The 17,193-nt window shown below is 74.5% G+C and carries 16 protein-coding genes; 10 read left to right on the top strand and 6 right to left on the bottom strand.

Annotated elements, in window-relative coordinates:
• Nucleotides 1-35: 35 nt before the first annotated feature.
• Complete coding sequence (locus tag AA75_RS01715) at nt 36-437, bottom strand: DUF5994 family protein (protein ID WP_051811571.1); 402 nt, start codon at nt 435-437, stop codon at nt 36-38.
• A 271-nt stretch (nt 438-708) separates the two neighbouring features.
• On the opposite strand from AA75_RS01715, the gene AA75_RS01710 reads away from it, so the two are divergent.
• The 3 genes from AA75_RS01710 to AA75_RS01700 all read left to right on the top strand — a co-directional run bounded on the left by AA75_RS01710 (nt 709) and on the right by AA75_RS01700 (nt 3,631).
• The gene (locus AA75_RS01710; RefSeq protein ID WP_033817866.1) at nt 709-1,137 is read left to right on the top strand and encodes a CBS domain-containing protein; all 429 of its coding nucleotides are present in this window, start codon (nt 709-711) and stop codon (nt 1,135-1,137) included.
• 52 nt (nt 1,138-1,189) lie between these two features.
• A complete protein-coding gene (locus AA75_RS01705) occupies nt 1,190-1,735 on the top strand; it encodes a DUF1707 and FHA domain-containing protein (RefSeq protein WP_033817865.1) in 546 nt (181 codons plus the stop codon).
• 135 nt (nt 1,736-1,870) lie between these two features.
• Nucleotides 1,871-3,631 (top strand): hydrogenase maturation protein, encoded by a 1,761-nt coding sequence (locus AA75_RS01700; RefSeq protein WP_051811569.1) that lies wholly within the window; start codon nt 1,871-1,873, stop codon nt 3,629-3,631.
• Here AA75_RS01700 and AA75_RS01695 read toward each other — a convergent pair.
• Nucleotides 3,585-3,953, bottom strand: a complete 369-nt coding sequence (locus AA75_RS01695) for a VOC family protein (RefSeq protein WP_033817864.1) — start codon at nt 3,951-3,953, stop codon at nt 3,585-3,587. The two genes, AA75_RS01700 and AA75_RS01695, sit on opposite strands and share 47 nt — an antisense overlap.
• Before the next feature lie 174 nt (nt 3,954-4,127).
• Between AA75_RS01695 and AA75_RS01690 the strand changes: the two genes are divergently transcribed.
• A complete protein-coding gene (locus AA75_RS01690) occupies nt 4,128-4,562 on the top strand; it encodes a MarR family winged helix-turn-helix transcriptional regulator (RefSeq protein WP_033817863.1) in 435 nt (144 codons plus the stop codon).
• Between the two features lie 398 nt (nt 4,563-4,960).
• Nucleotides 4,961-6,238, top strand: a complete 1,278-nt coding sequence (locus AA75_RS01685) for an MFS transporter (protein ID WP_033817870.1) — start codon at nt 4,961-4,963, stop codon at nt 6,236-6,238.
• 52 nt (nt 6,239-6,290) lie between these two features.
• Here AA75_RS01685 and AA75_RS01680 read toward each other — a convergent pair whose 3' ends face one another.
• The gene (locus AA75_RS01680) at nt 6,291-6,806 is read right to left on the bottom strand and encodes a GNAT family N-acetyltransferase (RefSeq protein WP_082526168.1); all 516 of its coding nucleotides are present in this window, start codon (nt 6,804-6,806) and stop codon (nt 6,291-6,293) included.
• 81 nt (nt 6,807-6,887) lie between these two features.
• Here AA75_RS01680 and thpR point away from each other — a divergent pair, with 81 nt between their 5' ends.
• Nucleotides 6,888-7,481: an RNA 2',3'-cyclic phosphodiesterase gene (gene thpR, locus AA75_RS01675; protein WP_033817862.1), complete on the top strand. Its 594-nt coding sequence runs from the start codon at nt 6,888-6,890 to the stop codon at nt 7,479-7,481.
• A gap of 27 nt (nt 7,482-7,508) precedes the next feature.
• Here the strand turns inward: thpR and AA75_RS01670 are convergent, their stop codons facing one another.
• Nucleotides 7,509-9,275, bottom strand: a complete 1,767-nt coding sequence (locus AA75_RS01670; RefSeq protein ID WP_033817861.1) for a beta-galactosidase family protein — start codon at nt 9,273-9,275, stop codon at nt 7,509-7,511.
• 104 nt (nt 9,276-9,379) lie between these two features.
• On the opposite strand from AA75_RS01670, the gene AA75_RS01665 reads away from it, so the two are divergent.
• A complete protein-coding gene (locus AA75_RS01665; protein WP_063794259.1) occupies nt 9,380-10,291 on the top strand; it encodes an AraC family transcriptional regulator in 912 nt (303 codons plus the stop codon).
• Nucleotides 10,292-10,476: 185 nt separating this feature from the next.
• Here AA75_RS01665 and serC read toward each other — a convergent pair whose 3' ends face one another.
• Together serC and AA75_RS01655 are read right to left on the bottom strand one after the other, a co-directional pair.
• Entirely contained in the window at nt 10,477-11,595 is a 1,119-nt protein-coding gene (serC, locus tag AA75_RS01660) for a phosphoserine transaminase (RefSeq protein ID WP_033817860.1), read from the bottom strand.
• Nucleotides 11,596-11,750: 155 nt separating this feature from the next.
• Nucleotides 11,751-12,851 carry a citrate synthase 2 gene (locus AA75_RS01655; protein WP_033817859.1) on the bottom strand — a complete coding sequence of 367 codons (1,101 nt, stop codon included), beginning with the start codon at nt 12,849-12,851 and terminating at the stop codon, nt 11,751-11,753.
• Nucleotides 12,852-13,253: 402 nt separating this feature from the next.
• Between AA75_RS01655 and pdxH the strand changes: the two genes are divergently transcribed.
• From pdxH to AA75_RS01640, 3 genes are all read left to right on the top strand, one after another.
• Entirely contained in the window at nt 13,254-13,877 is a 624-nt protein-coding gene (pdxH, locus tag AA75_RS01650; RefSeq protein ID WP_149037886.1) for a pyridoxamine 5'-phosphate oxidase, read from the top strand.
• A 512-nt stretch (nt 13,878-14,389) separates the two neighbouring features.
• Nucleotides 14,390-14,575, top strand: coding sequence for an FxSxx-COOH cyclophane-containing RiPP peptide (fxsA, locus tag AA75_RS01645; protein ID WP_033817858.1), 186 nt, complete (start codon nt 14,390-14,392; stop codon nt 14,573-14,575).
• Between the two features lie 58 nt (nt 14,576-14,633).
• Entirely contained in the window at nt 14,634-17,096 is a 2,463-nt protein-coding gene (locus AA75_RS01640) for an FxsB family cyclophane-forming radical SAM/SPASM peptide maturase (RefSeq protein WP_033817857.1), read from the top strand.
• Nucleotides 17,097-17,193 lie beyond the last annotated feature (97 nt).

The following is a 17,193-nucleotide window of genomic DNA, read 5'->3' as shown; positions in this document are numbered from 1 at the left end:
AAGGCGGCGGGCCCGCCGCGTCGCGGGCCCGCCGGTCAGGCCGGTCGGCCCGGGGCCAGCAGCTCGGCGGCCGTGGCGCGGTTGCCGGAGCCGGCGGCGCGGGACATGGCGGTGGCGGCCAGCAGCGGGTCGGTGTCCGGGGGGACGACCAGCAGGACGAACTGGTCCTGCAGCCCGCGGGTGAGGCTCATGGTGTCGCCGCTGGCGGAGAAACGGGCGATCCGGACCTCCAGGCCGTGGACCTGGACCGAGCGGGGGACGGTGTCCCAGGCCGAGGTGTCCAGACCGACCCTCAGGATGTGGCCGTAGTGCGCGGACAGGGCCGTGATCAGGTCCGGCAGTTCGTCCTCGATGTGCAGGGTGCGGGGCCACCAGGCGCCGTCGAACATGCCGTCCCGGGAGAGCGTGGTCTCCAGGGCCAGGCGGGGGAGGAGCATCGGGAACGTCGGGGGCTGCTTCGGCAACACGGGTGCCGCCCGTCCCGGCCCGCGCGCGGGCCGACTGTCCGACCAGGGTGACACCGGCGTGGTCGCCGGAGGGGATACGTCCTTGGTAGCTCCCAACGGTACTCCGCGTGCGTGCACCCGCGGAGTACCGTTGGCGGTGTCCAGGGCACTTCGCCATCCGGTCACCCATCTCCGGGGCGTTCTGGGTGAGTGACAACGCCGGGCAGGTGTACGGCCGGCCCGGGGGCAGGTTCGGTGCCTCATGACCACCCTGACCACCCTGACCGCTCCGCCGGTACCCGGCAGCCCGGCTGCCACCGTCCGCGACGCGATGACCGACCCCGAGTTCCAGATCGCCGACGACACGGCCGTCGACCGGGTCGGCGAGATCCTGCGCGGGGCGCACGTCCCGTACCTGGTGCTGCGTGACCACGACGGCCGCTGCTCGGGCGTGGTGACCAGGGCCCAGCTCGCGCCCTTCCTCGCGGTCGCCCGGTCCGCGCGGACCGTCCCGGTCCGGGAGGTCGCCCATGACATCGGGCCGTACGCCTGGCCGGAGTTGGGGATCGGGCTGGCCGCCGTGGCGATGGAGGTGAGGTCGCTGCAGGTGTGGCCGGTGGTCGACGACGACGGGTACCTGCTCGGGGTGCTCACCCCGGACGGGCTCCGGCGCGGTCCGTACCCGCGGTAGCCGCCGGGACGGAATCTGGACAGGGCCAGGTCGGCGCGCCGACAATCTGTCCATGACCTCTCTCGAGTTCCGCACCCAGGTGGCCCGGCCGTCGCAGGCCGACCGCGACCGGGCGCTGGACGTGCTGCGGGAGGGGGTCGGCAGCGGGCAGCTCTCCCACGACACCTTCATCCGCCGGATGGAGCTGGTGCTCACCGCCAAGAGCCGGGCCGAACTGGCCACCGTGGTGGCCGATCTGCGAACCTACGGCCGGGTGTCCAGGGCGCTGCTGCGCGCGGTCGCCGGGGTGTCGGCGTTCAAGGTCCGGCTGCGGCGCAGCTGGGAGACCGAGCAGCTGCCGGGGCTGTGCCTGCCGGGACCGGGCGCCGGTGTGCTGCGGATCGGCCGGCAGACCGGCTCCGACCTGCGGCTCGGGGACGCCTCGGTGTCCCGGGTCCACGCCGAACTTCGGCTGGAGCCGCAGGGCTGGGTGCTGCAGGACCTGGGGTCCAGCAACGGCACGTACGTCAACGGCCTGCGGGTGGCCGGCGCGGTGCTCGTCCGGGCGGGGGACCAGGTGAGGTTCGGGCGGCTCGCCTTCCAGTTGATCGGCCAGTGACGCGCTACGGTCCTGTTCCGGCCACCCCGGGCCGGAGTTCGTGACGACCCGTCACGGCCGGGTACCTCCGGCGGGGTCCGGTCCGCTCCGGCGCCGGGCGCGCCCGGTCCGGCCGCCGTGCCGCCGGAGGGCGCCGTGCGCATCCTGCTCCTCGCCAGCGCGTTCAACAGCCTGACCCAGCGCATCCACTGCGACCTGCGCGAGCGGGGCCACACCGTCGCCGTGGAGCTGATGCCCGGCGGGGAACCGCCGTCGGCGGCCGTCGAGCGCTTCGCCCCCGACCTGCTGGTGGCGCCGATGCTGACCTGCGCGGTGCCCGAGGACGTCTGGCGCCGCCACCCGGTGCTGATCGTCCACCCCGGGCCGCCCGGCGACCGCGGGCCCTCCTCGCTGGACTGGGCGATCGCCGACGGCGCCGCCGAGTGGGGCGTCACCGTGCTCCGGGCCACCGCCGAGCTTGACGGCGGCCCGGTCTGGGCCACCGTCCCGTTCACCGTACGGCCGTGCGGCAAGAGCGAGTTGTACCGCACCGAGGTCGCCGACGCGGCGTCCGGGGCCGTCGCGCTGGCGGTCGAACGCTGGGCCGGCGGCAGCTTCGTCCCCGCTCCGGGCGCGAGGGGGCCGATGCGTCCGTACCACGCGCAGGAGTTCCGGCGGATCGACTGGGCGGTGGACGGCACCGACGCGGTGCTGCGCAGGCTGCGCGCCGCGGACTCGCAACCCGGCGTGCTGGACACCCTGTTCGGCCGCGAGTACTACCTGCACGGCGGCCACCGGGAGGACCGGCTGCGCGGCGAGCCGGGCGCAGTCCTGGCGACCAGGGACGGCGCGGTGTGCCGGGCCACCGCCGACGGCGCGGTGTGGATCCCGCAGCTGCGCCCGCGGCGGGCACCGGGCGGCCCGGTGACGTACAAGCTGCCCGCGGCCCTGGTGCTGGGCGAAGCGCTGGCGGGGGTGCCCGAGGTGCCGGTGACCCCGGCCGCGGCGGCCTGCCGGGACACCTGGTCCGAGCTGCGCTACCGGGAGAAGGACGACGTCGGGTACCTCGAATTCGCCTTCCCCGGCGGGGCGATGAGCACCGGGCAGTGCGAGCGGCTGCTGGCGGCCCACCGGGCGGCCTGCGAGCGGCCGACCGCCGTCCTGGTGCTCGGACCGGTCCGGGACTTCTTCTCCAACGGCATCCACCTGAACGTGATCGAGGCCGCCGCGGATCCCGGTGAGGAGTCCTGGCGGAACATCAACGCGATGGACGACCTGGTCGAGGCGGTGCTGACCACCGAGAAGCCGACCGTCTCGGTGCTGGCCGGCAACGCGGCGGCCGGCGGCCTGATGCTCGCCATCGCCGCCGACGAGGTGTGGTGCCGGGCCTCGGCGGTGCTCAATCCGCACTACCGGCTGATGGGCCTGTACGGCTCCGAGTACTGGACCTGCACGCTGCCCCGCCGGGTCGGCGAGGAGCAGGCCCGGCGGCTGACCGGGGACGCGCTGCCGCTCGGCGCACCCGAGGCGGCCCGGCTGGGGCTGGTCGACCGGGTGCGGGACGACACCACCGCGGGGTTCCGGGCCTGGGTCGAACGCGAGGCGGCGGCGCTCGCCGCCTCGCCGGAGCTCACCGAGCGGCTGCTGGCGAAGAAGCAGCGGCGGGCGGCGCAGGAGCGGGAGCGTCCGCTGGCGGCGTACCGGGCGCACGAGCTGGACCGGATGCGGCGAGCCTTCTTCGAGCCGGGCGAGCCGTACCACGCGCTGCGGCGGGCGTTCGTGCACCGCACCCGCGGGGCCGGGACGCCGGAGCACCTGCGCGGACCGGTGCCCCGGGCGGGCGGGGCACCGGGGACCGGCGCGGCGGGGCTCAGCGGCGGCAGAGGCAGAACGGATGGCCGGCCGGGTCCAGCATGACGGTCCAGCTCTCGCCCGGCTGGTGGTCCGGCCGGACGGCGCCGAGTTCCTGGGCGCGGGCGACGGCCTGCTCCACGTCGTCGACGTAGAAGTCCAGGTGGAACTGCTTGCTGCCGTCCGGGTCCGGCCACGCGGCCGGGCGGTGGCCGTCGACCCGGCCGAAGCCGATCGGGGCGCCGCCCCGGGCCGGGTTGGCGAGCATCGTGTACTCGGGCTGGCTGTGGGCGAGCTCCCAGCCGAGCAGGGCGCCGTAGAACTCGGCGAGTTCGACCGGGTCGGCGCAGTCGATGTTGACCATGGCGAGGTCGGCGAATCCGGGCATGGCGCGTTCTCCCTAGCTGATCGATCAGGTGTTCGATAATCATGCCGCATCCGGGCCGTTCCGGGGGAGGGATGGGCGATGCCGCGGCGCGGGCGTGCCGACCGGCCGGCGCGCCGGCTGGGGCGGGTGGGAAACGGATTTTCCTTAGCGAGGGTAATGACATAGTCTAAGGACATGCCCGAGATGTCCGAGGACGACCTGGCGGCGATCAGCCAGCTGCGTTCGTCCGCGATGCGCCTTGCCCGCCGGCTGAGAAACCAGCGGGTCGAGGAGTCGTTGAGTCCCACCGAGATCGGGGTGCTGGGCACCCTCGGCCGGTGCGGCAGCGCCACCCCTGGCGAGCTCGCCAGGAAGGAGCACGTCCAGCCGCCGTCCATGACCAGGATCATCGCGATGCTGGAGGAGAAGGGACTGGTGCGGCGCGAACCGCACCCGGACGACCGCCGCCAGGTGGTCGTCAGCAGTACCGAGGAGGCCGAGGCGATGCTCGCCGAGAGCCGTCGGCGGCGCAACGCCTGGCTGGCCGAACTGGCCGGCGGGCTGACCGAGGAGGAGTGGGCGCAGCTGCGTGCGGCGGCGCCCGTGCTCTACAAGCTCGCCCACCTCTGAGCTGCCCGCTCCGGGCCCGCGGGCCCGGGACGGCACCGGACGACATCAGGCACGGCAACACGAAGGAGTACCGCATCACCGCAGGACCGATCAGGAAGACCAGTAGCGCGGCGGCGCACCTGCCCGCCGCCGCGCACCGAGGGGAGCACCACGTGACACCGCCGGCCGCAGCCAGCGCCGCCAGTCGTACCCACCACCGAGCCACCGACCCCGTGACGGCCACCGCCGCCACCGCCGAGAGCCAGGCGCCCGCCCCCGTGGGCCTGCCGGGCACCGGCGACGACGACCCCTGCGAACGCACCGCGGCGGCCTCCACCGCCGCGTCCGCCCCCGCGGGGGACAGCACCACCCGTACCACCGACGGCCCCACGGGGGCCCGCTTCACCCGGCCCGGCGGGATGTTCTCCTCGCTGCGGGTCCGTAACTACCGCTACTTCTTCGCCGGCCAGATCGTCTCCAACTCGGGGACCTGGATGCAGCGGATCGCCCAGGACTGGCTGGTGCTGAGCCTCACCGGCAGCCCGTTCGCGGTCGGTGTGACCACCGCGATGCAGTTCCTCCCGATGCTGCTGCTGGGCCTGTGGGGCGGCGTGCTCGCCGACCGGCTGCCCAAGCGGCGGCTGCTGATCCTGACCCAGGGCGTGATGGGCCTGCTGGCCGCCGGCCTCGCGGTGATGACCGTCACCGGCGCCGTGACCGAGTACTGGGTCTACCTGTTCGCGCTGCTGCTCGGCCTGGTCACCGTGGTCGACAACCCGACCCGGCAGGCCTTCGTCAGCGAGATGGTCGGACCCCGGGACCTGGCCAACGCGGTCAGCCTGAACGCCGCCAACTTCCAGTGCGCGCGCCTGGTCGGCCCGGCCGTCGCCGGTCTGCTGATCGCCGCCGTGGGCAGCGGCTGGGCGTTCGCGGTCAACGCGCTGTCCTTCGCCGCCGTGATCGGCGGACTGCTCGCGATGCGCACGGCCGAACTGCGGCCGACCGCGCCGATCGCCCGTGAGAAGGGCCAGCTGCGCGAGGGGCTGCGCTACGTGCGCGAGCGGCCCGAGCTGCTCTGGCCGATGGTGCTGGCCGGGTTCATCGGGACCTTCGGGTTCAACTTCCCGACCCTGCTGTCCGGCTTCGCCTACGGCACCTTCAAGGTCGGCCCCGGCGAGTACGGGCTGCTGAACACCGCGATGGCGGTCGGTTCGCTGGTCGGCGCGCTGCTGGCGGCCCGCCGCGGCTCGCCGCGGCTGCGCAGGCTGGTGGCGGCCGCGCTGGCGTTCGGCGTGCTGGAGGTGGCTGCCGCGTTCGCGCCCGGGTACTGGACCTTCGCCGCCCTGCTGACCCTGATCGGCGTGTTCGGGCTGACCTTCAACACCGCGGTCAACTCGGCCCTGCAGCTGGCCACCGACCCCGCGATGCGCGGCCGGGTGATGGGCCTGCTGGTGCTGGTCTTCACCGGCGGCACCCCGATCGGCGCACCGCTGGTCGGCTGGGTCACCTCCGCCTACGGGCCGCGGCTCGGCCTGCTCGCCTGCGGCGCGGTCTCCGCGCTGGCGGCGGCCGTGGTCGGCCTGGTGCTGGCCCGGGCCGCGGACCTGAAGGTGCGGGTCGACCTGCACCGGGGCAGCCGGGTGGTGGCCTTCGTGCCCCGCTCGGTGTCCAGGGACCAGCTGGCCACCGCGAGTTGAGCTCCGGCCGGGCCCCCGTCCGACCGGCGGGGGCCCGGCCGTCTCCCGGCCGTCAGACCCTGATCTCCAGGATCTGGCCCGGCCACGGCCCGCTGCTCTGCTCGACCTCGAAGGCGTCCGTGGCGGTGAAGCCGAGCCGCTCGTACTGGGCGACCAGCCGGCGGTCGTCCCCGGCGTAGCAGTCCACCCGCAGCAGGCCGAGGCCGCGGCGCCGGGTCTCCTCGACCGCGTCGGCGATCAGCGCGGCGCCGACGCCGGTGCCCTTGCGGCTCCGGTCGGTCACCAGCAGCCGGACGTACAGCTCGGGTCGGTCCACCGGGGTGGCGTACGAGGGGATCTCCTCGGCCAGCACGCAGACTCCGACCGTCCGGCCCTCGGTGTCCTCGGCGACCCGCAGCAGGTAGTCGCGCGCGTACCGCTCGGTGCGTTCGACGGCGGTCGGATGGCTGGTCCACGGCTGCTCGCCCCACTGGCCGGTGCGGCCGAGCGAGACCAGCCAGGCGACGGCGGAGTCGAGCAGGGCGAGGGTGTCGGCGGTGTCCTCGGGTCCTCCGGTTCTGATGTTCATGGGACAGTTCTAACCGCCACGGCCGGCCGCGCGCCGGGAAATCGGCAGGAGAGCGCCGTGCCCGGACGGCAGGATGGCGCCATGAGACTCTTCGTGGCGGTCAACCCGCCGGCGGCGGCGCTCCAGGAACTGGTGGACGCGGCCGCACCGTTGCACGAGCTGCCGGGCGCCGACCGGCTGCGCTGGAGCGAGGTGGCCGGCTGGCACCTCACGCTCGCCTTCCTGGGCGAGGTGCCGGCCGCCGAGGTGCCCCGGCTGGAGCCGCTGCTCGCCCGGGTCGCCGAGGAGCACGGCGCGCACCGGCTCCGGCTGGCCGGCGGCGGCACCTTCGGCGACCGGGTGCTGTGGGCCGGGGTGGCGGGCGAGGTGTGGGCGCTGCGGCGGCTGGCCGAGGGCGTGCGCGCCGTGCTGCCCGAGCTCGGGATCGAGTCGGACCAGCACGGCTTCCACCCGCACCTCACGCTGGCCCGGGCCGGCTCCTCGCACGGGCAGCGGCGGGCCGAACGGCGCTCGGCGGTGGGCGACCTGCACGCGATGGCCGGCGCGCTGGAGGAGTTCCGGGGCGCCGAGTGGGAGGCCGCCGAGCTGCACCTGATGCTCAGCGAGACCGGCTTCGGGCCCTCCCGCTACCGGAGCCTGTCCAGCTGGCCGCTGGCCCGCTGGGAGGCCGGCTGAGCGGCGCCGCGGCGCTCCCCCGGGGTGTCACCCCAGCTCGGGCGCCGTGCGCAGCTCCACCGCCGCCGGGGCGGCGTCGCCGAGCTCCAGCACCACCAGCTCGTTGGCGCCCTCGCGTAGCAGCGGCTGCGGACAGAAGAGCGTGACCTGCGGGCCGCCCGCGTCGTACCGGCCGAGCAGGAAGCCGTTCACCCACAGGTACCCGTGCAGGCCGCCGGGGACGGCGAGGAAGGCGTCCCCGGTGGTCTCCAGGGTCAGCGTGCCCCGGGCGAGCACCTCCGAGCCGGGCTCGCCGGGGCCGAACTCCGCCGCCGGCAGCGGCTCCAGGGCCAGCGGCTCGGCCCGGCAGCCGTGCAGGTACTGCCGCTCGAAGCGGACCCCGCCCGTGATGCCCTTGGTCTCGCCCAGCTGCGGGCCGTAGTTGACCCGGCCCAGCGACTCCACCAGCAGCTCCACCTCGCTGCCGCCCGCCACCTGCACCGGCTCCGCCGCGACGCCCCGGTACAGCTCCGCCACCCGCTTGCCGTCCACCCGCAGCGTCGCCCGGTCCCGCAGCCCCTCGACGCGCAGCCCGGCGGCCGACCCCGCGTCCGGTACCCGGAAGGTGTAGCGGACCAGGCCCTGCTCCAGGCCCAGCTCCTCCAGGGTCGGCGGCACCGGGTCCGGCACGGCCGGTCCGAACGGCAGCGCGGCGAACCCGGTCAGCGGCACCCGGCCCGGTGCCAGCACCGGCGGGAGCTCGGGGAAGGCGGGCGTCCGGTCGTCCAGGAAGCGTGCCTGGTCCGGGTGCTCGGCGGCGAACTCGGCCAGTACCGCCTGGAACAGCCGGTACTTCTCGGTCGGCGCACCCCGCTCGTCCAGCGGCGCGTCGTAGTCGTAGGAGGTGGTCACCGGCTGGAACGGCGAGCGGGTCCACTCGGTCGAGTTGAACGGCGCGTCCTGGTGGTTGGCCCCGGCGGTGGTGCCGAAGTTGGTCCCGCCGTGCGCCATGTAGAGGTTGACCGAGCCGCCGGCCGCCAGGATCCGGCGCAGCGTGTCGGCCGCGTCGGCGGCGTCCCGGGTATGGTGCGGCTTGTCCCAGTGGTCGAACCAGCCGTTCCAGTACTCCATGCAGAACAGCGGGTCCTCGGGCCGGTGACGGCGCAGCGCCTCGAAACCGGCCTCCGGCTCGGAGCCGAAGTTGACGGTGGCCAGCACCCCGGGGAGCGTCCCGGCGGCCAGCATGTGGTCCTCCGGTCCGTCCGAGGTGAACAGCGGCACCGTGACGCCCCGGCGCAGCAGCCCGTCCGCCAGGTGCCGCAGGTAGCCGCGGTCGCTGCCGAAGGAGCCGTACTCGTTCTCCACCTGGACCAGCAGCACGTTGCCGCCCCGGTCCGCCTGGCGCTCCACCACGGCCGGCAGCAGCACGTCGAAGAAGGCGTCGACGGCGGCCAGGTAGCCCGGGTCGGCGGTCCTGGCCCGGCGGCCCACCCGGGCCGTCAGCCAGGCCGGCAGCCCGCCGTTGTCCCACTCCGCGCAGATGTACGGACCGGGCCGGACGATCGCCCACAGCCCCTGCCGGGCCGCCTCGTCCAGGAAGGCGGCCAGCTCCGGCAGCCGCTCGAAGCGGCCCTCGGCCGGCTCGTGCAGGTTCCACGGGACATAGGTCTCGACGGTGTTCAGACCCATCGCGCGCAGCGCGGCCAGCCGGGCGGGCCACTGCTCGGGCCGGGTGCGGAAGTAGTGCACCGCCCCGGAGAGGATCCGCAGCGGGCGCCCGTCGAGGAGGAAGCCGGTGGAGTCGTAGGTGAGCATGCCCCCAGCCTGCGGCAACGACCCGGCCGGGACCATGGACAAAGCCCGGCGGCGTGTTGGATTGTCGGACGCACCCGGGCACTCCGGTGAGGGAGGGACGACAGGTGGAACGCTGGTGGCAGTACCTCACCCCGGGCCCGGCCCAGCTGCGCACCGGGCTGGCCTGCCTGGGCGTCGGCATGCAGCGCGGCCGGCTGCCCACGGTCGGGCCCCGCACCCTGGACCACTGGGTGGCGGTGGTGGTGACCCGCGGCCGCGGCTGGTTCGAGGAGCCGGACGGCACCCGCCGGCCGGTGACCGGGCCCGCGGTGCTGTGGCTGCGCCCCGGCGTCGCGCACCACTACGCGCCGGACGAGAGCGGCTGGTCCGAGTCGTTCGTGGACTTCACCGGGCCGGCCACCGCGGCCTACGCCGAGCTGGGTCTGCTGCCCGACGCCGCGGTGGTGCAGCTGGACGCCGCCGAGCCCGCCCAGCGGGTGCTGGCCAAGATCGCCGCGGCCTGCCGCCGCGACGGCCCGCCGGCCGGGGCGGAGGCCGCCGCCGGGGTGCACGAGCTGCTGGTGGAGCTGCACCGGCACCGGGCCGGCCTGGACCCGCAGGGCGCGCCGGTCCTGGAGGCGCTGCGCCGGGACGCCTGCCTGCCGCTGTCGGTGGCCGACCACGCCCGCCGGGCCCGGATGACGGTGGCGGAGCTGCGCCGGGCGGTGCGGGCGGTCGGCGCGGCCGGGCCGAAGGAGTACCTGCTGACCGTCCGGCTGAACCAGGCCAAGGAGCTGCTGGCGGCCGGCGGGCTGCCGGTGGCGGCGGTGGCCCGCCGGGTCGGCTACGCGGACCCGGCGTACTTCACCCGGCTGTTCACCCGGCGGGTGGGGGTGGCGCCGTCCGTCTTCCGGGCCCAGCAGTACCGCGGGGAGGAGCAGCTGCGGCCGGTCCCCGCGCAGGACCCGCAGCCCCGGCCGGCCGGTCCGTACGGCCCGGAGCGGGGTCGGGCCCGGGCGGCGCGGGCCACCGGGTAACCTCGATGACCGTGGACCCCAAGACTCGTATGCGGATCGTGACCGGCGCCCTGGTACTGCTGCTGGCCGTCGTGCTGGTCAGCTCGCTGGCCGGACGCTAGCCGCCGCACCCCCGACGCGGCGAGGGCCGCCACCCGTGTTCCGGGTGGCGGCCCTCGCGCTGTCCGGCCGGGGCCGGAGGTGGGTCAGAGCTGCCCGACCACGTGGTCGATGCAGGCGGTGAGCGCCTGGACGTCCGCCGGGTCGACGGCCGGGAACATCGCGATCCGCAGCTGGTTGCGGCCGAGCTTGCGGTAAGGCTCGGTGTCCACGATGCCGTTGGCGCGCAGCACCTTGGCGACGGCGGCCGCGTCGACGGAGTCGTCGAAGTCGATGGTGCCGACCACCTGCGAGCGCTCCTCGGCCTTGGCCACGAACGGCTGCGCGAAGGAGGACTTCTCGGCCCAGGTGTAGAGGATCGAGGAGGACTCCGCGGTGCGCGCCACCGCCCAGTCCAGGCCGCCGTTGCCGTTCAGCCACTCCAGCTGCTCGGCGAGCAGGAAGAGGGTGGAGATCGACGGGGTGTTGTACGTCTGGTCCTTCGAGGAGTTGTCGATCGCGGTCGGCAGGTCGAAGAACGGCGGGATGTACCGGCCGGAGGCGGCGATCTCGGCGGCGCGCTCCAGGGCGGCCGGGGAGAAGGTCGCCAGCCACAGGCCGCCCTCGGAGGCGAAGGACTTCTGCGGGGCGAAGTAGTAGACGTCGGTCTCGGTGAGGTCGACGGGCAGGCCGCCGGCGCCGGAGGTGGCGTCGACCAGGACCAGGGAGCCCTCGTCGGCGCCGGCCGGGCGGCGGATCGGCATCGCCACACCGGTCGAGGTCTCGTTGTGGGTGAGCGCGTAGACGTCCACCCCGGCCTCGGCGACCGGCAGCGGGTGGGTGCCCGGCTCGGACTTGATCACCGAGGGGTCGCCCAGCCAGGGGGCGGCCTTCACCGAGGAGGCGAACTTGGAGGAGAACTCGCCGAAGTTGAGGTGCTGGGACTTCTCGCGCACGAGCCCGAAGGCCGCGATGTCCCAGAACGCGGTGGAGCCGCCGTTGCCCAGTACCACCTGGTAGCCCTCGGGCAGCGAGAACAGGTCGGCGACGCCCTCACGGACGCGCTTGACCACGTTCTTGACCGGGGCCTGCCGGTGCGAGGTGCCCAGCAGAGAGGTACCGGTGGCCGCGAGGGCGCTCAGCGCCTCCGGGCGGACCTTGGAGGGGCCACAGCCGAAACGGCCGTCGGCGGGCTTGATGTCAGCGGGGATCTGGATCTGAGCCACAGCGGCAGCCTACTGCTCCGCGCAACGCCTGTGTGGCCTTCGTCCGCACGCTGAGATGTCGTCCTGCGTGTTCGAGCGGGCCCGGAGGGTGATTCCAGGCCCGCTCGATCGGGTGACGAGGCTTCAGCGGGTCGACGGCCCGGTGGGCCGCGGACTCAGGACGTCAGCGCGTCCCAGCCCTCGACCTCCTGCGGGCCGCGCGAGGCGGGGCCGATGTAGCGGGCGGCCGGGCGCACCAGGCGGCCGGTGCGCTTCTGCTCCAGGATGTGGGCGGACCAGCCGGCCGTCCGGGCGCAGGTGAACATCGAGGTGAACATGTGCGCCGGGACCTCGGCGAAGTCCAGCATGATCGCGGCCCAGAACTCCACGTTGGTGGCGAGCACGCGGTCGGGGCGGCGGTTGTGCAGCTCCTCCAGCGCGGCCTTCTCCAGCGCCTCGGCGATCTCGTAGCGCGGGGCGCCGAGCTCCTTGGCGGTGCGGCGAAGCACCCGGGCGCGGGGGTCCTCGGCGCGGTAGACGCGGTGGCCGAAGCCCATCAGGCGCTCGCCCTTGTCGAGGGCCTTCTTCACGTAGCCGGCCGCGTCGCCGGTGCGCTCGATCTCCTCGATCATGCCGAGCACCCGGGACGGGGCGCCGCCGTGCAGCGGGCCCGACATCGCGCCGACCGCGCCGGAGAGCGCGGCCGCCACGTCGGCGCCGGTGGAGGCGATGACGCGGGCGGTGAAGGTGGAGGCGTTCATGCCGTGCTCGGCGGCCGAGGTCCAGTACGCGTCGACGGCCTTGACGTGCTTGGGGTCGGGCTCGCCCCGCCAGCGGATCATGAACCGCTCGACGATGGTCTCGGCCTTGTCGATCTCGCTCTGCGGGACCATCGGCCGGCCCTGGCCGCGGGCCGACTGGGCCACGTACGACAGCGCCATCACGGCGGCCCGGGCGAGGTCGTCGCGGGCCTGCTCGGCGGAGATGTCGAGCAGCGGCTTGAGGCCCCAGACCGGGGCGAGCATCGCGAGGGCGGACTGCACGTCCACCCGGATGTCGCCGGAGTGGACCGGGATCGGGAACGGCTCGGCGGCCGGCAGACCGGGAGCGAACTTCCCGTCGACCAGCAGACCCCACACGTGCCCGAAGGAGACGTGACCCACGAGGTCCTCGATGTCCACACCGCGGTAGCGCAGGGCGCCGCCTTCACGGTCGGGTTCGGCGATCTCGCTCTCGAAGGCGACTACCCCTTCGAGCCCGGGTACGAAATCGGACATCAGACGGCTCCTTCAGTGATCCGATACGGCGCGTCGCCATGGTGGTGCGGCGCGCCGGTGACCGATGGTGGTTGGCACTCGGTGTCAGACTGTCAGGCACCCAGTGCATTGCGCCATACACCACCACGGTGATGTTTCCCCCACGGGCCGCGCCGACCCGGTCTCGCGGGTCCGACGTCATCGGCGGACAATCCGGGGATCGCCGGACATTCCCGGACAATCATCCCGTGCGGCGGGCGGTGGAGCGGTGGCGAGACACCTTATCTCCCACCCGGGTTTGCACAGACGTAGCGGTACCCGACGCTTGTCGTACGGGATGATGTTGGGGTGCCTACCGCGGAACGCCACCCGACAGCCCTGACCAAGCGCACCGAGACCCGGTCCGGTCCGGACCTGGCCGCGATGCGCCGGCAGTACCAGCACGACGGCCTGCTCGAGGACCGGATCGCCGCCGACCCGCTCACCCAGTTCACCGACTGGTTCCACGACGCGGCCGACGCCGGGGTGGACGAGCCCAACGCGATGGTGCTGTCCACCGCCGACGCCGCCGGGCGCCCCGGCTCGCGCACCGTCCTGCTCAAGGGCTTCGACCGGCGCGGCTTCGTCTTCTACACCAACTACGGCTCGCGCAAGGGCACGGACCTCGCCGCCAACCCGTACGCCTCCCTGCTCTTCCCGTGGATCACGCTGGCCCGCCAGGTGATCGTCGGCGGCCGGGTGGAGAAGGTCGGCCGGGACGAGACCGCCGCCTACTTCCGGACCCGGCCGCACGGCTCCCAGCTCGGCGCCTGGGCCAGCGAGCAGTCCAGCCCGGTGGCCGGCCGGGAGGTCCTGGAGCGCCGGTACGCCGATCTGGAGGCCCGCTACCCGGAGGGCGAGGGCGTGCCGGTGCCGCCGTTCTGGGGCGGCTACCGGGTGGTCCCGGAGACGGTGGAGTTCTGGCAGGGCCGGGAGAACCGGCTGCACGACCGGCTGCGCTACGTCGCCGACGGCGGCGGCTGGCGGGTGGAGCGCCTCTGCCCCTGAGGGGTCGGGGCCCTTGACCGGGGCCCTGTGAGGGGGCGGGCCGGCCCGTTCCGGGATCGCGGAGAGGCCGCCGAGGGGCCGCGGAGGGGCTGTCGGGGGGTCGCCGGGGGCGCTGTTCCTCCGGACGGGTGATTGTGTCCGCGGGCGGGAACCGGGGCGTTGCGGGTGGCGGTCCATGGCGGGGGCCTGGCGTTCTGACGCTGCGTCAATCCATGGTGACGCGAAGGCCGTCGGGGCGTCGGCCCGGGGTGGCGATCGGGGCCGGTCAGGGCGCCTGCCGGCCGGCCCGGCGGGCGCGCTTCGGCTGAACGAGTGGTCGCCGCGGGCTCCCCGGGAGATCCGGCGGGTGCGTTGACCTCTGGGCGCGCTCGCAGCGGCGGCGGTGTCCTAGCATGGTCTTCTTGGACTCGTGTCGCAGTGGCCCGCCACCGTCGACGGCCTCCGTCATCGGCATCTGAGTGCAAGTCACCTAACTGGTCTCCATCGCGCAAGCCTAAAAGAGGGGCATCGCCATGACCATCACACTTGCCGCCAAGCCCGCCGAGAACCTGACGGACGATCATTTCGACGCGACCCGGCTCTCCCTGGCCGACCTCGCCGCCCTGGGTGTCGAGGAGCTCGCCGCCCAGCTCTCCCGGGCGCTCCCGGGCGGGGCCCGCGGCCAGGTCCCGGTCGCCGCCTTCCAGTCCTCCATCTGAGAGGGAAGAATCGGTTCCCCGGACTCCTGTGCGTCCCTGACGACGGCCCCCCACCTCGATGACCCTCACCCCGGTCCCCTTCAGGCAGTTCGTGCTGAAGGTGCACAGTCGCTGTGACCTTGCCTGCGACCACTGCTATGTCTACGAACATGCGGACACCAGTTGGCGCGGGCGCCCCAGGCACGCGAGTGACGAGGTGCTGGCCAAGGCCGCCGAGCGGATCGGGGAGCACGCCCGTGCGCACCGGTTGCCGGCCGTCCACGTGGTCCTGCACGGCGGGGAACCCCTGCTGGCCGGCCCGGCGCGACTGCGTCGGGCCGCCGAACTCCTGCGCGCCGCCCTGCCCGTGGGATGCACCCTGGACCTGCGGATCCACACCAACGGGGTGCTGCTCGACCGCGAGTTCTGCCGCCTCTTCGACCAGGTCGGGATCAAGGTCGGCATCTCGCTGGACGGCGACCGCGCCGCCAACGACCGGCACCGCCGGTTCGCCGACGGCCGCAGCAGCCACGCCAAGGTGCTGGCGGCGGTCGCACTGCTGCGCGAGAGCGAGTTCCGGCACCTGTACGCCGGACTGCTGTGCACCATCGACGTCGAGAACGACCCGGCCGCCGTGCTGGATGCGCTGATCGAGCTCGAGCCGCCCCGGATCGACTTCCTGCTGCCCCACGCGACCTGGGACACTCCGCCGAAACGCCCCCCCGGGATGGGCCGAACGCCCTACGCGGACTGGCTGATCGCCGTCTACGACCGCTGGACGGCGGCCGGCCGCCCGGTACCGGTCCGGATCTTCGAGTCGGTCCACCGCACGCTGCGCGGAAGGACCAGCCTGACCGAGTCCCTGGGCCTCGACCCGGCCGATCTGGTGGTGATCGAGACCGACGGCGAACTCGAGCAGGCCGACAGCCTGAAGACGGCGTACGACGGCGCACCCGCGACCGGTTTCGACATCTTCGCCCACTCCCTGGATGAAGTCGCGCGCCACCCGGGCATGATGGAGCGGCAGTCCGGTCTCGCCGGGCTGAGCACCGACTGCCGTGCCTGCCCCGTCGTCCGCTCCTGCGGAGGTGGCCTGTATGCGCACCGCTACCGGGGCGACGGCAGTGGCTTCGCCAATCCGTCCGTCTTCTGCGGGGACCTCATGAAGCTGATCACCACGATTCGCGACCTGGCCCCCGGCCCGGCGGGCATCCCGGAGCAGAGCGTCCCCGTCGAACCGGTGCTCACCGAGGCCCAGTTGGACGAACTGGCGCACGGCTACGGCAGCGCACCGACCGTCACCGCCCTCGCCGCCGCCCAACTCGGCCTGACCCGGCGGCTGCTGGCGGCCGTCGCGGCCGGCCGGGCGGAGACCGCCGAGGCCTGGGAACTGCTGACCGCGCTGGACGCGAAGGCCCCCCGGGCGCTGGACGCGGCGCTCGCCCACCCGTACGTCCGCGCCTGGGCGGTGCGCTGCCTGAACGGTGAGCCGGGCGCGGACCTCGGCGCGCTCGCCGGGACCGCCGCGGTGGCCGCGCTGCGGGCCGGGGTGGACTTCGAGCTGGAGCTGCCGGTCCACGAGGGCGCGCTCCGGCTGCCCGGCCTCGGCCGGGTCCTGCTGGACCGGGCCGGCGCCACCGCGCGGGTGACCGGTGACGCCGGGGGCTTCACCGTCCGCACGGCCGCCGCGCCGCTGCGGATCGACTGGGACACCCCGAACACCCCGAACACCGCGGACACCGCGGAGGGCGGCCCCTGGCAGCCGGTGCGCCGGCTCGTCCTGGCGGGCGGCTGGACGGTCGCCCTGGAGGACACCGACCCGCAGCGCGACAGCCACCAGTGGCCGGTCGCCGGGCGGCTGACCGGGGCCGAGGTGCTCGACTGGGCCGGCCCGCTGCAGGAGGCCTGGGAGCTGATCCGCCGGGACCTGCCCGGCTACGCGCCGGGCATCCGGGCCGGGCTCGGCACCGTCACCCCGCTCACCGCAGGCCCGGAAGGGCGCGACATCAGCGCCGCCTCCCGGCAGGCGTTCGGCGCGGTCGGGATCGCCCGGCCGGCCACCGCGCCGATCCTCGCGCTGCTGGTCGCGCACGAGTTCCAGCACGTCAAGCTGGGCGCGGTACTGGACTTCCACGACCTGTACGACCCGGCCGACGACCGGCTGTTCCACGCCCCCTGGCGGCCGGACCCGCGCCCGCTGGAGGGCCTGCTCCAGGGCACCTACGCACACCTCGCGGTGACCGAGTTCTGGGCCACCCGGGTCCGGGCGTACGACGGCCTGCGCAGTGACGCCGCCGACGCCGCCCGGCTGCAGCTGGCCACCTGGCGGGCGCACACGGTGGACTCGGTGGCGGTGCTGGCCGGCTCCGGCTCGCTGACCGCGCTCGGTGAGCGGTTCGCGGCCGGGATGCGGGCGACCGCGGAGCCCTGGCTGGCCGTGCCGGTCGGGGAGCAGGCCGAGCGGCGGGCCCGCGAGGCGGCGGCCGAGAACCTGGCGCGGTGGCGGGCCCGCAGCGGACGGACGGCCCCGGCCGGTACCTGACCGGACCCCGGCGCCCCCTCGCCCCTCCCCGGCCCCCGGCCTGCCCCGGCCGGACCGCGGCGGGGGCCCGCGCCCGGGCCGCGGCCCGCCACGCGGG

Source organism: Kitasatospora sp. MBT63, assembly GCF_000710465.2.
Lineage (GTDB): Bacteria > Actinomycetota > Actinomycetes > Streptomycetales > Streptomycetaceae > Kitasatospora.
This window is presented reverse-complemented; position numbering and strand designations above follow the sequence as displayed.